Origin of the sequence: Paenibacillus sp. FSL R10-2771 (assembly GCF_038000205.1) — a bacterium.
Taxonomy (GTDB): Bacteria; Bacillota; Bacilli; order Paenibacillales; family Paenibacillaceae; genus Paenibacillus_AQ; species Paenibacillus_AQ phytohabitans.
This window is the reverse complement of the sequence record NZ_JBBOBM010000001.1, coordinates 254,023-268,997: the sequence shown is the minus strand read 5'-3', so window position 1 is coordinate 268,997 and position 14,975 is coordinate 254,023. Positions and strand designations below refer to the sequence as shown.

Annotated in this window: 12 protein-coding genes; 11 read left to right on the top strand and 1 reads right to left on the bottom strand. The window is 54.3% G+C overall.

The features are described 5' to 3' along the window. Window positions 1-279 precede the first annotated feature (279 nt). The 11 genes from NSU14_RS01280 to NSU14_RS01230 all read left to right on the top strand — a co-directional run bounded on the left by NSU14_RS01280 (window position 280) and on the right by NSU14_RS01230 (window position 12,065). Window positions 280-1,623, top strand: coding sequence for a UbiD family decarboxylase (locus NSU14_RS01280; RefSeq protein ID WP_340942254.1), 1,344 nt, complete (start codon window positions 280-282; stop codon window positions 1,621-1,623). 51 nt (window positions 1,624-1,674) lie between these two features. Continuing rightward, window positions 1,675-1,941: a BMC domain-containing protein gene (locus NSU14_RS01275; RefSeq protein WP_076247750.1), complete on the top strand. Its 267-nt coding sequence runs from the start codon at window positions 1,675-1,677 to the stop codon at window positions 1,939-1,941. A 939-nt stretch (window positions 1,942-2,880) separates the two neighbouring features. Next, window positions 2,881-4,311: a hypothetical protein gene (locus tag NSU14_RS01270; RefSeq protein WP_340942251.1), complete on the top strand. Its 1,431-nt coding sequence runs from the start codon at window positions 2,881-2,883 to the stop codon at window positions 4,309-4,311. Window positions 4,312-4,396: 85 nt separating this feature from the next. Further along, on the top strand, window positions 4,397-4,834 hold the full coding sequence (locus NSU14_RS01265) for a BMC domain-containing protein (RefSeq protein ID WP_340942248.1): 438 nt from the start codon (window positions 4,397-4,399) through the stop codon (window positions 4,832-4,834). A 270-nt stretch (window positions 4,835-5,104) separates the two neighbouring features. Beyond that, the gene (locus NSU14_RS01260) at window positions 5,105-5,386 is read left to right on the top strand and encodes a BMC domain-containing protein (RefSeq protein ID WP_019908484.1); all 282 of its coding nucleotides are present in this window, start codon (window positions 5,105-5,107) and stop codon (window positions 5,384-5,386) included. An 8-nt stretch (window positions 5,387-5,394) separates the two neighbouring features. Continuing rightward, window positions 5,395-6,147 (top strand): hypothetical protein, encoded by a 753-nt coding sequence (locus NSU14_RS01255; protein WP_340942246.1) that lies wholly within the window; start codon window positions 5,395-5,397, stop codon window positions 6,145-6,147. Window positions 6,148-6,160: 13 nt separating this feature from the next. Continuing rightward, the gene (locus NSU14_RS01250; protein WP_039307265.1) at window positions 6,161-6,442 is read left to right on the top strand and encodes a EutN/CcmL family microcompartment protein; all 282 of its coding nucleotides are present in this window, start codon (window positions 6,161-6,163) and stop codon (window positions 6,440-6,442) included. A 3-nt stretch (window positions 6,443-6,445) separates the two neighbouring features. Then, window positions 6,446-8,260, top strand: a complete 1,815-nt coding sequence (ade, locus tag NSU14_RS01245; RefSeq protein WP_340942242.1) for an adenine deaminase — start codon at window positions 6,446-6,448, stop codon at window positions 8,258-8,260. Between the two features lie 31 nt (window positions 8,261-8,291). Beyond that, window positions 8,292-8,975, top strand: a complete 684-nt coding sequence (locus tag NSU14_RS01240; RefSeq protein ID WP_039307263.1) for a cyclase family protein — start codon at window positions 8,292-8,294, stop codon at window positions 8,973-8,975. A gap of 24 nt (window positions 8,976-8,999) precedes the next feature. Further along, a complete protein-coding gene (locus NSU14_RS01235; RefSeq protein ID WP_340942238.1) occupies window positions 9,000-9,650 on the top strand; it encodes an urea carboxylase-associated family protein in 651 nt (216 codons plus the stop codon). 183 nt (window positions 9,651-9,833) lie between these two features. Continuing rightward, window positions 9,834-12,065 (top strand): AraC family transcriptional regulator, encoded by a 2,232-nt coding sequence (locus NSU14_RS01230; RefSeq protein WP_340942235.1) that lies wholly within the window; start codon window positions 9,834-9,836, stop codon window positions 12,063-12,065. Between the two features lie 1,233 nt (window positions 12,066-13,298). On the opposite strand, the gene NSU14_RS01225 is transcribed toward NSU14_RS01230, so the two are convergent. After that, on the bottom strand, window positions 13,299-14,855 hold the full coding sequence (locus NSU14_RS01225; RefSeq protein WP_445670080.1) for an extracellular solute-binding protein: 1,557 nt from the start codon (window positions 14,853-14,855) through the stop codon (window positions 13,299-13,301). Window positions 14,856-14,975: the final 120 nt, after the last annotated feature.

Genomic DNA, 14,975 nt, shown 5'->3' with positions numbered 1-14,975 from the left:
ATTTACTTTTCGCTTTTTTTCACTATAATGGAACTTAAGCTTACGTGATGATGACTTATACCGGCTGATCCCGATTATATCCAGATCCGCTGCCCCAATATAAGGTTTGCCCCATTTCTGTTCACAGAATGAAGGAAGCCGCGATTTAGAGAATCTTTTTTCTCTATGTCTGCGGCTTCTTTTTTTATTCCCTTTTTGGAAGGTGCGCGAGTCAAGGCACGCTGAAGCTTACAACGGTGTACAGTTCAACAATTAATGAGTGAAGGAGGTGCAGCCCGGATGGCATTCATGAATATACGGCAATTGCTGGAGCACTGGGAACGCAGCGGCCGGCTGCTGAAGGTCCGCAAGGAGGTGGACCCCAAGTTTGAGCTAGGGGCCGTGATTAAGGCCGTGAAGGGCAGGCAGCCCATGGTCTTCCAGAAGGTAAAAGGTTACTCCGTCCCGATGGCAGCCGGTCTTGGCGGCTCCAAAGAGCTGCTCGCCGGGAGTATGGGCATGCAGCCGGAAGACTTGCTGCCACGGCTGATCGAGGCCGTTGTTCATCCGCTGCCTACGAGAAGCTGTGATCAGGCTCCGGTGCAGGACAACGTGATTACGAGCCGGATTAACCTGCGGGAGCTGTTCCCGGTCTGCACCTATAACGCCTTGGACAGCGGAGCTTATTATGTCTCCGGGGTGATGGTCGTCAAAGGCGCGGACGGGCAGAAGCGCTACACCTCCATCCGGCGGATGCAGCTGCTGGACGGCAACCGGACCAGCATCCTGATCTCCTCCCCTGAATTATTCCAGCAGTACAGGGAATTCGAGGAGCGCGGTGAGCCGATGGAGGCGGCATTCATGTTCGGCATCGTCCCGGCAGTCGTGCTGGCTTCCCAGGTCAGCACCCACCTGTTCCATGCCGATAAGCTGGAGGTCGCCTCTGCCCTGCTTGGCCAGCCGCTTGCAGTAGTCCGCTGCAAGACGATCGATCTTGAAGTGTTGGCCGAGGCCGAGGTTGTATTCGAGGGCCGGATTCTCCCCCGGGTCCGCGAACCGGAAGGTCCGTTCGGCGAGCTCGGCGGTTACTACGGCCCGCGCACCGAGCAGCCGGTCGTCGAATTCTCTGCTGTCACCTACCGGAACAATCCGGTCTGGCAGACCATTCTCCCGGCCAGCTATGAGGAGAAGCTGCCGATGGCGATTGCACGTGAGATTGCCCTGCTGGGCTCCGTCCGCCAGGTCGTCCCCGGTGTCAAAGATGTTCACATCACCATGGGCGGCGTCGGGCGTTATCATGCGGTCATCCGCATCCGGAAGGTGCAGGAAGGCGACGGCAAAACCGCCCTTCTAGCCGCCTTCGCTGGCGACAAAGATCTCAAGCATGTGGTCGTTGTCGACGAGGACGTCAACCTGCTGGACCCGCTTGATGTGGAGTGGGCGATCGCCACCCGTGTCCAGGCTGACCTCGACACCTTCATTATCACTGGAGCGAAGGGTTCTCCGCTTGAGCCCTCGCACAACCTGCGCGGCGTCACCGCCAAAATGGGCATCGACGCCACCTTCCCGCTGGCTGAAGCGGAGCATTACCGGCGGACCTCCATCCCCGGTCAGGAGAGTATCGAGCTGGCAGATTATTTATAGACGATGAAGCCGGATCATGGAGATACAAATTAGCTTAACAGGAGGTGGATCATGCAAGCGATCGGATTGATCGAGACCCGGGGACTAACCCCGGCCCTCGAAGCACTGGATGCGATGTGCAAAGCAGCAAATGTGAAGCTGGTCGACTTCAAGCGCGTCGGCTCCGGACTTATAACGGTTATCGTCGAAGGGGATGTCGCCGCAGTTCAGGCGGCTGTGGAAGCCGGTATCACCGCCTGCCCCCGGGCCGGAGGACAGCTGATTTCCTCCAACGTGATTCCGCGTCCGCACCCGGATCTGGCGCGGATGCTGCTGTAGATGGATTGAACTATAGAACTATATGCATGCACCTAAGACTATAGCTAACAGGCTGCAAATCAGCGGTGACCGGAGCAAGCCGGTTATAAAGTGCGGGTAGCAAGGACAGCTAGAAACGTTTCTGCGGCTGCGTGTAAATAGCCATGAATATGCGCTGGCTATATACAACACGTGGCACTCCACCCGAGGACTAACGCATTACTCTCCGGCCCGCTGCCCGGCAGCGAAACGAGTAACTTAAGTACATCTGTGAGTACTATCTCCTAGCAGCTACTGTAAGTACGTCTGTAAGTGCTACCTCCTAGCCGCTACTGTAAGTACATCTGTGAGTACTACTGTGAGTACATCTGTAAGTACATCTGTGAGTACTACTGTGAGTACATCTGTGAGTACATCTGTGAGTACATCTGTGAGGACTGTGAGTACTACTGCAAGTACATCTGTGAGTACATCTGTGAGGACTGTGAGTACTACTGCAAGTACATCTGTGAGTACTACCTTCTAGCCGCTACTGTAAGTACGTCTGTAAGTACTGTGAGTACTACTGTAAGCACATCTGTAAGTACAGGCCTAAAAGTTGTACGTTTTACAACTTAGACACCCCGATACTTGGGAAATTGTAAGGATTGTTGTATGAAATACAACAATTTCCCGCTTAGCAGCTTGAATACGGGAGGAATGTTGCCTTTTATACAACAATTCCGGATTAGGCTACCATTTCACGAGGGGAATGTTGTATTTCGTGCAGGATTTTCGTTAGTGTCTTTAAAGTTTAGCTTGTACTGCACGCTATATAGGACTCTTCCTATGATTAGTGGACGTTTTTCCGTTTGGCAGCACTTCTCTGCGTGTGAACAACACGATCCCAAGTTGTCTGAAAAATTGTCTGAAGGAAACCTATACGGGCGCATTCATACTTAGTTTAGGAGGTGATTTCCCTTGTCCAATTTCATGAAGAGCATTGTTGCCGAGGTTCTGGAGCGAAATCACCCTGCTGCTCCTGCTCTCATATCCGTTGTTTCACCTGTTACCGTTGCTCCACTTGTTACCGTTACTTCACCCGTTACCGTTCCTATTCCAGCTCCGGCGCTTGCTTCTGTCTTTGCTCCCGCTCCGGCTTCTGTTTCTTCTGCTACGGCTACTCCTGCTGCTTCTGCTGCTCCGGCTACTACGGCTGCTTCTGCTGCTCCTGTTGCTTCTTCTGCTCCGGCTCCGGGTGCGACTGCTGCTGCTGCTGCTGCTTCTGCTTCTTCTGCTCCGGCTTCTGTTTCCGCCGGCCCTTCCTGTTCAGCAGGCAAGCAGGCGGACTGCCCGGACACTTGCAGCAGTCCCCGGGATTGTCCGCAACCTCCGGGCGGGATCAAGCGGGTCAATTACCAGCGGGAGCAGGCCGGGAAGAGGCTCGCATTACTTGGCCTGCCCGGTGCATCCCCTACTCCAGTCCGGTTGCCGGATAACGCTGCACAACTCAGCAACAGACATCTTCCTCAGGAACTGCCGGCAGCATCCACAGCTACCGGACGATCCCAGGCAGTCAATGTGCCTGGGGATCATCGGAGCTTTGCCGAACGGTATCTGTCCCCTCTGCTCTTGCGCACCCTTCCTACCGGGAGCGTGCATTCTTCCGGGGGCTGGCAATCTTCCGGGAGTGGGCAGGCTTCTATTCCAGTCGGTGCTCAGCATTCGGGCAAGAATTCAGCCGGAGATATTCCCTGCCGGCCCGGTATCCCCGGGGCTGGCGCTACCCAGATCAAGGATTCAGCTGGAATAACATACTCCCGGAACACCGCTTCACCGGACACTCCCTTCCCCCTCATCCGGGATGGAACTATGGATGCCTGGCTGTTCCCTGTAATCAGCAGCAGGCTTCGCGGCGTGCTAGGCACTGCTGGCCGCAGCTGCAGCTCAGCAGGCATACTAAGCGTTCCTGTCTGCCATCCGGGCCAGCTGTTCGCCGCAGAAGAACTGCTGGGCAGTGATCCTGCTCTGGAAGCAGATATCCAGTGGGGCGCCAGCGGCGGGAGCTTTGAGCTACGGCTGTTCAGCAACGATTCCGCCAAGCTGGACCGCTTGCTGACGGAGCTCACCGGCATCCTGCAGCGGGATTCCGCCCGCCGGGTCCGGGTATACACGAGCCTGCAGCCCGGCCCGCTGCTGCGGCGGCATCTGGCTGCAGGCCAACAGGAGGCCATTGCCGTAATCGATGCCGCCTCGCGCTGGAGCAGCATCGGCCTCGCGGAACAGCTGCTCGGCGGCTGCCCGGATGCAGGCCTTAGCCTCCGCGCCGAACGCAGCTACTGCATAATCAGCGGAACCTCCGCTCAGCTGGCAAGTGTGCTGCCTGGGTTAACACGCTTTGCAGACCAGTAGCAACTCTGATAAAACAAGTAATCCCGCCCTGTCGCTCAAGCAGTCCTAAAGACTAAGCCCATCAATAACAAAGGAGGTGCCGGTGATGCAGGCACTCGGATTGATTGAGACTCTCGGATATACCACCGCCGTCTCCGCCGCAGATGCGGCCCTGAAAGCGGCGGATGTGCAGCTGATTGCCGTTGAGAAGGTTATCGGCGTCGGCGGTTCACTCGGTGTAACCATTCACTTAAGCGGTGATGTTGCTGCGGTCGGCGCGGCGGTAGATGCAGGCAAAGCCGAAGCCCAGCGGATAGGTACAGTCATTTCCGCCCATGTCATCGCCAAGGCCCACGAAGATGTGAACCGCAAAATACTGTCCAGATTCCTGCCGGGCCTGTCGGCAGACTTCAAGACGACAGACGCCGGAACTACATCGGACGGAGCCAAATCTGCCGCACCTGCCATACTTGCTGAAGCTGATCAAACCGACCAAACCGGAACAGCCAGTACCTCGGCCCCGGATCTGCCAGAAATTGAATAAGCACTAACAATCTACCTATCTACCTATCTACCTATCTACCTATCTACCTATCTATCTATCTGTCTATCTGCCTGCCTGCCTGCCTGCCTGTCTGTCTGTCTATCTGTCCACCTATCTACCTATCTAACTATCAGTCTATCTATCTGTTCGTCTGTTCGTCTGTCCGTCTGTCCGTCCGTCCGCCTGTCTATCTGTCTTATCCCCTTACTGCGTATCTCGTTTCCAGCAGGCATTTTTGAATTACAACTAAATTATTGGAGGTTTTCTATAATGGGAGAATCACTCGGATTGATCGAAACTAAAGGTCTGGTAGGTGCAATTGAAGCAGCCGATGCCATGGTGAAGGCAGCAAACGTGGAAATCTGCGGATATGAAAAAATCGGCTTTGGTCTGGTCACGGTTATGGTACGCGGGGACGTAGGCGCCGTAAAAGCCGCTACGGATGCGGGAGCTGCCGCTGCCAAACGGGTCGGTGAACTGGTGTCCGTTCATGTCATTCCCCGTCCGCACAGTGAAGTGGAACGCGCACTGCTGTCCAAAGGCATTGAATAAGCACTCCTATGGACAGCCGGCATAGCACAGTTGCGGAGAATGCCCTGCTGGGATTGTCTTACCGGTCCAGAACGGCAGCGCTGAATGAGGAATATCCCCGGGTGCTGGTGCTGCTGGCCGGCCATTTTATCGGCATGGAGGATGGTTACGCTGCGGTGCGGGGCTTAAGCACAGGTAACTTCAGGCTGCGCGTATGGGCGGAAGATCAGCTGCTCGGGACAAATAGCGCCGGAGCACTTGCACGACAAACCGGAGTAGATGACCTTATCCCCCCCGGGCAGGCCCATAGACTCTCCCCGGCCGATGCTGATGCCTTGTTTATTCCTGTATTGTCGCTGTCTCTCCTGTCCGGGATTGTTCAGCTGGATACCGGGCATCCCTTCGTGAGGCTGATTGTGGAGGCCTTATGTGCCGGCAAGCCGGTGGGCGCTCTTACTCTCGGAGCGGAGCCGGAACATTACCGCTGGAGCGAGCAGGGTTTATCTCAGGCCAGTCCGCTGCTGAAAGAGAAAATGCGCAGCATGGTGACCGCAATATCCGGCTACGGGATCAGGCTCCTGGCGCCCAGCGGTCTAGGAAGCTGGCTGTCTTCCAGTAATGAACCGCCGAGGAAGCAGGTGCTGACAGAGGAGGATATCATCGCAGCCCTCAAGCTGGGCAGAACCTCCATTACTCTGAACGGCCCGGCAGTCATTACCCCGCTGGCCCGGGACACCGCCCGGCAATACGGAATTGAGATTAACCATGCAGGATTTGAATAGAAGAGGTGATCACATGAAGCTGGGAATCATTACTGGACACGTCGTAGCTACACGCAAAGATGAGAATCTCGTCGGTGCCAAGCTGCTGATCGTACAGCCCATTCTTCCCGATAACACCCCGGCGGGACAGCCGCTTATTGCGGTTGATACTGTAGGAGCAGGCATCGGAGAGACCATTATCTATGCAGTGGGCAGCGTGGCTTCACGGGCGTCGACGCATCCGAATGCTCCTATAGATGCCGCAATTGTCGGAATCGTGGATAGTGTGGATTGTCCCAGAGCAGGAGGCTTGTAGATTATGCTGACAACCGATATCAAAGATGCGATTCAGCGGCGGCGGATGATTGATGTGCTGCTCTCCGGCCAGCTCCATGCCGACCTGGTGCTGAAGGGCGGCTATATTATCAATGTAATCACCCGTGAGATTTACCCCGGTGATGTAGCTATTAAAGGTGACCGGATTCTGCTTGTGGGCGAGGCTGATAAACTGATCGGGCCGTCCACAGTAGTCGAGGATATGCGCGGTAAATTCATCAGTCCGGGCTTTATCGATTCACATATGCATTTTGAAAGTGCGATGCTGACGGTTACGGAGTTCTCCAAGCTGTCGATTCCAACCGGAACAACCACGCTGGTGGCTGATCCCCATGAGATTGGCAATGTGCTGGGCGTTCCCGGAATGAAGGCGATGATTGAAGAAGCGAAGACCCTGCCTAACCGCGTGCTGTTCACCGTACCTTGCCTTACACCCGATGTGCCCGGTCTTGAGACCGCAGGCGCAGATATCGGCTCCAAAGATATGCAGGAACTGCTGAATGACGACCATGTTCAGGGAATCGGCGAGCTGCAGGGCTTCAGCAACGTCCATCCCGTATACCGCAACGCCCCTTACCTGATCGATGATCTGCTCGCTTCAGTGTCCTATGCCAAGGCTATCGGCAAAAGCATTGAGGGCAACGCCCCCGGCCTGTCCGGCCAGGAGCTGGCTGCCCACATCATCTGCGGCGGCGGCCATGTCTCCTGCCATGAGACAACGACCAAGGAAGAAATGATGGAGAAGCTGCGCTACGGGGTCAGTGTATTCATACGCGAAGGCTCCTCGCAGCGCAATATGGCGGAGTGCATCCGGGCAATCACCGAGGAGGGTATGGATTCCCGGCGGGCCATCCTGGTCTCCGACGATATGGTGCCGGAGGATCTGCTAAAGCACGGCCATATGAATGATATCATCCGCCGGACGATCGCCGTCGGCATTGATCCGGTTGAGGCGATTCAGATGGCCACGATCAATCCAGCCACCCATTTCGGCTTCCAGGATATCGGCGTGCTGGCTCCAGGCAAGAAGGCCGATATCGCTGTCATCAGCGACCTGACGAACATGACCATTGCCGAAGTCTATATCAGCGGAGCCAAGGTTGCCAGTGATGGCGAGCTGACCCGTGAGATCCCCTCCTATATCTATCCGGACTCTGTTAAAAAGTCTGTGAAGCGCAAGCCGGTTAAGCTGGAGGACCTTCAGCTCTCCGCTGAAGGTGCCCAAGGAACCGTCCGGGTCCGCGCCATCGGGGTCATCCCCGACCAGAATCTGACCGGCTCCGGCATCTACACCGCCGCTGTGAAGGATGGCGTTGTGCAGCTCTCTGTCGAGGACGACCTGCTGCCTTTGCTCGTCGTAGAACGGCATGGCCGCAGCGGCAAGATCGGCAAAACCTTCGTCCGCGGCATGAAGCTGAAGGCCGGTGCCATCGCCGAAAGCGTGGCGCATGACACCCATAATATTATCGTCACCGGCACCAATTACGCAGATATGGTGACTGCGGTCAACCGCGTCATCGCGATGGACGGCGGCATCGCCATGATCGAAGGCGGCAAGGTGGTCGGCGATCTGCCGCTGCGCATCGGCGGATTGATGACCGATGAGCTGACCGGCAAAGAGATGAGTGCAAGAATTACCGAGCTGCACCGGCTGGCCCGCGAGGAGCTGGGCTGTACGCTGCATGTCCCGTTCATGCATCTCTCCTTCCTGTCGCTGGTCACCAGCCCGGCCTGGAAAATCACCGACATCGGCCTGATCGACGCCGATGCCTTCACCGTGCTGCCGCCGCTCGTTTGAGCCCGTATTTTAAATGAAAGGAGTACGCTACATGGGGATTCAAGTGATTGATCTCTCACAGGAAATCTATCAGGGAATGCCGGTTTTTCCGCCGCATCAGAAGACGATGATCTTCCCCAATATGAGCCATGAAGAGAGTAAGAACAAGCTCGGCTTCGAGTTTGCCACGAACAACCTGCTGATTAACGAGCATGGTCCGACCCACAGCGATGCAATTTACGAATATGATCCGCACGGGCCGACGATTGATGAGATGCCGCTGGAGTATTTTTACGGACCGGCTGTCTGCCTGGACCTCTCCCATATTTCACCGGACGCCTACATTACCCGGCCTGATCTGGAACAGGCGCTGCGCAAAGACCATCTCCATCTGGATAAAGGCGATATCGTCCTGCTGTACACTGGACATTATAACCGTGCCTACGGCACTGAAGAATGGCTGACCCGCTATACTGGCCTGGATTATGAAGCGGCCGGATGGCTGGCGAAGCAGGGGATCATTAACATCGGCATTGATGCGCCTTCTATTGATAACCCGCTGGACCCGCTATTTTCCGGCCACCTGATCTGCCGTGAGTACCGGATGACCAATACCGAGAATCTCTGCAATCTGCATCTGATCGCCCAGAAGCGTTTCCTGTATTTCGGACTTCCGCTCCGGATCCGCCGAGGCACCGGCTCCCCTATCCGTGCCGTCGCGGTATTCATAGAATAAACAGATGAGGCAGGTGATTGTACCGTGACCACAGACAAGGTAATTGAAGAAATCCTGGTACCGGCTTACGAGGGAAGAAGCGCGCGGGTCCGCCAAGGCCAGACGCTCTACATCATCGATACCGAGGGCAAGCAGGTGGGCGATTTCGTCTGCTTCAATGCCGAAGACCCTGACGAGCATGTCTCCCCCGTACACATGAGATCCTCGCTCAGCAGTATCCGGCTCAAGCCCGGCGACGGCCTCTACAGCAACCGCCGCAGACTGCTTATGCAGCTGACGAAGGATACGGTGGGGAAACATGATTTCTTTTTTCCGGCATGCGACTATTACCGCTACAAAATCGACTTCGGGCTGGAGGAGCATCCGAACTGCCATGACAATCTACAGAAGGCGCTGCATAAATATCAGCTGGGTCACAAAGAGCTGCCCGATCCGATCAACTGGTTCATGAACAATGCGCTGGATGAGAATCTTGACTATGTCATTGAAGAGCCACTCTCCCGGCCCGGCGATTATGTCGCGCTCCTAGCACTGACTGACGTGATCGTCGCCCTCTCCTCCTGCTCGCAGGATCTGGCCCCGGTCAACGGCTTCAAGGTAACCCCGCTGCTGATGCAGATTACTGAACCAGCTCCGGCTGTACCCCCGCTTTACCGGGATATACCGTATCGTTAAAACTGCACTATGGTAGCTTTTGTACACAAATCTTGCATTTGTTCACTGCCCGATTCTCCATCCTGTTCACTGTTGTAACCTTGCTCTACTGTCCCGTTCATGGTATGCAGCTTATAATTGTACTATGAACAATATAGATCAGGCCGGTATCGCCAGAGTACACAGTGAATCAGGGGGCTGTTTATGGGACTGCACAAACTCGGCAATCGAAGAGCATTGTACAGCAGGTTATTAGTCAGTATTACGCTTTGCGTCTCCTTAACTTTTCTTGTCTCCACCATCATCTATTATAATTACTATATCGGTGTGGAAAAAAAGCAGGCCTTCCAGTCCGACCTCGGCAACCTCACGCAGACCAGCAGGGAAGTCGTTAACATGACCGATGCTGCGCAATCGCTTTCTTTTCAAATTTACCGCAACAGTACGATCTCCAAAATTGTTTTCTACGACAAGCCTGATATCTATGATGTCACGGCAGCCATGTCCGAGCTGGGCAATTACTTAAGCTCCATGCCTTATATTGAGTCCATATATGTCTATAATCCCAAAAGCGGACAGCTGTATATTGCCTCTTCCCACGGGCAGAACGGTGTATTTACTGAGCAAGAGCTGGTAGACACCCCTATTCTGGATATCCTGGGCCATTATCAGGATTACAAGGCCTTCACACCGATTCCCAGAGTGTATTCCAATGGTGCACGGGAGAATGACCAGGTTCGTGCTTATACTTTTTTGTGTCTGGATGCCATCGGCTGGGACCGGGCTATCAACTCTGCGGTAATCGTTAACATCTCTGCCCCCTGGATCAATAAGGAAATCACCAGTCCTAATAATTCTGCCAGCGCCACTTACATTCTGGACGATCAGGGGGCTTTTCTGTCCGGCAACAGCCTGAAGCAGCAGGAGCTCTCCCCGGAGGAAGCCGGATGGATTGAACAGCGGATCAAAGGCCAGGAGGCGGGTTATTTCATCGGGCCCTTCGGTGGCGTGAACTCGCTGATTTCTTATACTGCACCGGATGACTTAAGCTGGCAGTATGTGCGGATTACACCCTACGACAACATTACTGAGCATACGAATACTATCCGCAACACCACCCTGCTTATTGCAGCCCTTGTTCTGGTGGCCGGCATCGGCCTCTCCTGGATCATGTCCAGAAGCCTGTATCTGCCAATTGACCGGATTGTCAGCGAGATGAACATTCTTGAAACGGAGAAACGAGACAGCATGTTCATGATCCGGCAAAATACACTGCGCGATCTCATTCTCGGCCTCAAGCCGTTGCAGTCTATTCAGCAGGTAGAGAAGCTGCGCCAGCTCGGGATTCACTTCACCTTCAATGATGATTTCCGCCTGATCCTGCTGCGGATTGATCACTACAAAGAGTTCAGGGAAGCCTGCTCTTCCTACCTGCTGGCCTCCAAGTTTGCCATTATGAATATCGCTTCGGAAATTTGCGGCCAGACGTACCGGGTCGAGACTGTGGATATGAACGATGACGGCATCCTTGTGCTGCTGAACATTATCGATCCCGTGGAGTATACGGATACCGGGCTGATCGAGACGCTGCTCCGGCAGATCCAGCAGGCCTGCTCCGACTATCTGAAGCTAAGCCTTACCCTCACCTACAGTCATATTGACCATAACGCGGGCCAGCTGCACCAGCTCTACAAGCAGGTCCGGGAAGCGTCGAATCACCGACTGTTCTACGGACATGGCTGTATCATTAACGCCCAGGACATATGCGCTCTTGAGTCCAGTACGTATCATTATCCTACCGATAAGGAGAAGAAGCTCACCGATGCGCTACTGAGCGGTAAACTGGAGGACGCTGCCGGGCAGTTCAGCAGCATTATCCGGGAGACCGAAGCCTTTCCCTTTCAGACGGTGCAGTTAACGGTATCCAGACTCAGCGTGACGGTCAGGGAGATCGTGAATACTGTCCAGAAACGTAACCGTTTACAAAACGACGCAATCAGCGGGCTGCCTTGCCTGGATTCCATTGAGACCATTGACGAGCTGGAGGAAGCCTTCTCCGCTCTCTTCACTGCATTGCGCGAACAGCTGGACGAGAAGAAGAACTCCAAGCAGCATGATCTGATCTGCCAGATTAATAGCAAGATCAGCGAAAATTACATGAAGCCGAACCTAAGTCTCAATCAGATTGCTGATGAGCTGGATATGTCGCCGATCTATATCAGCCGCCTTTACAAGCAGCAGACCATGAACAGTATCGTCGATGTCATTCTGGAGGTGCGGATGCGCGAGGTATGCGCCTTGCTGGAGAACACCGACCTGCCGGTAACGAGCATTGCCGAGCGCTGCGGCTTCACCAGCAGCTCTTATCTGCACCGGATGTTCAAACGCAGCTTCGGTACGACGCCTACGGATTACCGGCGTTCGAAGAATGCTTAATTGTTGACACATTAATGTTCTGGGAGTGCCGGCTATGCTGGCATTTCCGGCAGTTCTGCTGTAGCTGGTTCCAATTCCGGTTCCAGTTCCAGCTAAAGTCCCAGTTCCATTCCAGTTCCAATCCAATTCCAGCTCTAGTTCCTGTTCCACCTCAAGTCTCAGTTCCAGCTCAAGTCCCAGTTTCATTTTCCGGTCCCAGCTCGCTCCAGCTCCAGCTCCAGCTCCAGCTCCAGCTCCAGCTCCAGCTCAAGTCACAATCTAACTCCAGTTCCTATTCCTGTTCCCGCCCGGTTCCCATTGAAATTGGTTGTGACAAGCTAAATGTTGTACGTATTACAACACTAAGCCAACAATACAGGGCATTTATAAGGATTGTTGTAGGAAATACAACAATCCTCGCGATTAGCCGCTAGAATGAGGCAAAATGTTGCATTTCATACAACAATCCCCGCTTAGCTAGCGCATATTGAGCAGAAATGTTGTATTTTGTGCAAGATTAGTCCCCAGTACACAGAGAACTCCCCCGCTTTGGTGGATATTCTCCTGCTTTGGTGGATGCTCCCTCGCTTTGGTGGAACACCAAGCCCGCCTCTAATTCTATGGAGGTGCTCCCTTCATTTTGCTAGTTATTCCCACGCTTTGGTGGTTGCTCCCTCGCTTTGGTGGAACACCAAGCCCGCCTCTAACTACTCGGAGATACCCCCTCCGCTTTGGTGGTTGTTCCCTCGCTTTGATGGAACACCAAGCCGTCACTAACTCTACGGAGATGCCCCTTCCACTTTGGCGGATGTTTTCACGCTTTGCTGGATGTTCTCACGCTTTGCTTGGTGTTCCCTCGCTTTGGCGGAACGCCAAGCCCGCCTCTAGCTACGCGGAGAAGCTCCTCCGCTTTGGCCAGTCTCCATATACACGGAGACTGGCTTTTCTGCTCTCCTCCCCTACCACGGAAGCCGATGTCTGACGTGGCTTTCTTTTGCTTCGAGTGCTGTGTGCAGGTCTGGCTACCGCTTAAACAGCGGAGAAGACGGAATGAATGTGGAGAAGCGGCAGCGGTCGCCTTTGTATACGGATTTTCACCGCTAAGGTAAAATAAATAAAATCCGGATACAACAGCGATCGGAACATCATTCCGTTTTCGGAGCGTCCACCCAATGCGCCTCCGTTGCACCTGCCCCCTCCTACCACCTGCCCATAAAAAAGCCCCAAAAGCCATGCGGCTTCCGGGGCCCTTCTCTACTTAATACCTTTCTCCGCAGTATAAGCGTTCCACTGCTTCGTCCACTCCGCCTGAATCTTCTCGAGTCCGGCCTGCTTGGCCTTCTGCATGAAGGTTTCCAGCCCCTTGTCGATATCCTCCACCAATCCCGCTTCGAGCGGGAACAGATATTGCTTCTCGACCTGCTCCAGCGCCGCCTTCTCTGCCTGATAGGAAGTATAGTCCTCTGCAAAGCCGAGGAACAGATCGGGCTTCTGAATCTTGTCGAGTTCATCGAAGATTGCCTTCACCCCGTCAAAACCCTTGTCGAACAGCATATACTCCGGATTTCTCCATGCCCAGCCGTTCATGCCCTCCCGGGTGAAGCCGTTGGTCTGGCTGGTTCCCAGCAGCTTGTAATAGCCGTCTTCCACAGTATAGTTCTTGCCTTCAATCCCATATTCGGTCAGCTGGTTGTAGCGTTTGTCCAGGACCAGCTTTTCATAGAAAGCGAGCGCCCGCTCCGGATTCTTGCTGCTCTTCGGAATCGCAAAACCATTATGAACCGGATGCACCGGAGTGGCATACCCCGTCGTCTTGCCGAACGGATAATACCCCAGCTCCCATTCGGGATGTGTGGTGCTAATCTTCATGACCATATCATTAAAGCGCGTCGGATTATCCCCGAACATGCTCGCCGCCTTGCCGGAAGTAATCGGGTCCTGCATCGTATCCTTGATATTCAGCACATTCTTGGGAATGAAGCCTTTTTCCTGCCAGCGCTTCATGACCTTCAGCTCTTCTTTTTGCTCATCGGAGCCCCAGTACGAGTACACTTCAGTAGGGGATTCATATTTCACGCCCATCCCATATGGCAGCGCACCGACCATCTTATTCAGCTCGGTATAAATGTAATGAAGATTATTGCCGATGTCGCTATTCAGGGAGGCCGGCATCATATCCGGTTCATTCTGGCGGATTCCGTCCATGTAAGCCTCATAGCTGGCCAGATCCGTAGGCTGGGGAAGATTGTATTTCTTGCGCAGGTCCTCCCGCCAGACGAAGCCGTTGGTCACGTATTCTTTGTACGTCGCAGGCACTGTATAGATTTTGCCGTCTACTTTAACATCCTCCCACATCGACTCAGGAACGAATTTCTGCAGCTCCGGCGCGGCCTTAGGCAGCAGATCATCGAGGGCCAGGAACGCACCGCGTTTCGCATAGGAAGCATACTGGGTCCAGTCCGCCGTGAAGATCAGGTCAATCGCCTGGCCCGAGGAGAGCAGCAGCTTGTATTTCTGATCCCAGTCCGTCCAGCTCGTATAGTTGAATTTAACCGTTGTATTAAGCTCCGCTGCCGCCATCTTGTTGACTTCGGCTTCAATCGCCGGCAGATCCTTCGGCGCATCGCCGAGCATGTAGAACTGCAGCTCCACTTTCTTGGAGGTGTCAATTCCGGGTTCTGCCGTAGCAGTTGTACTGCCCTCTGTTGCCGCAGCCGTGTTGTTTTTACCGCTATCCGTGCTGCCCGCTGCCTCTTTATTGTTGCCGTTACTGCCGCCGCATCCCGCAGCGAGCAGCGAGACCGCCAGCATGGCTGTCAGGACAGCCAGCGGTTTTTTCCGTGCATTCTTGCTCATCATGAACCCTCCCAAAAATGTTGTTTGGTAATACTGCTTCCTGGTTCAGCTCCTCACAATATCTATGTTAGCCGA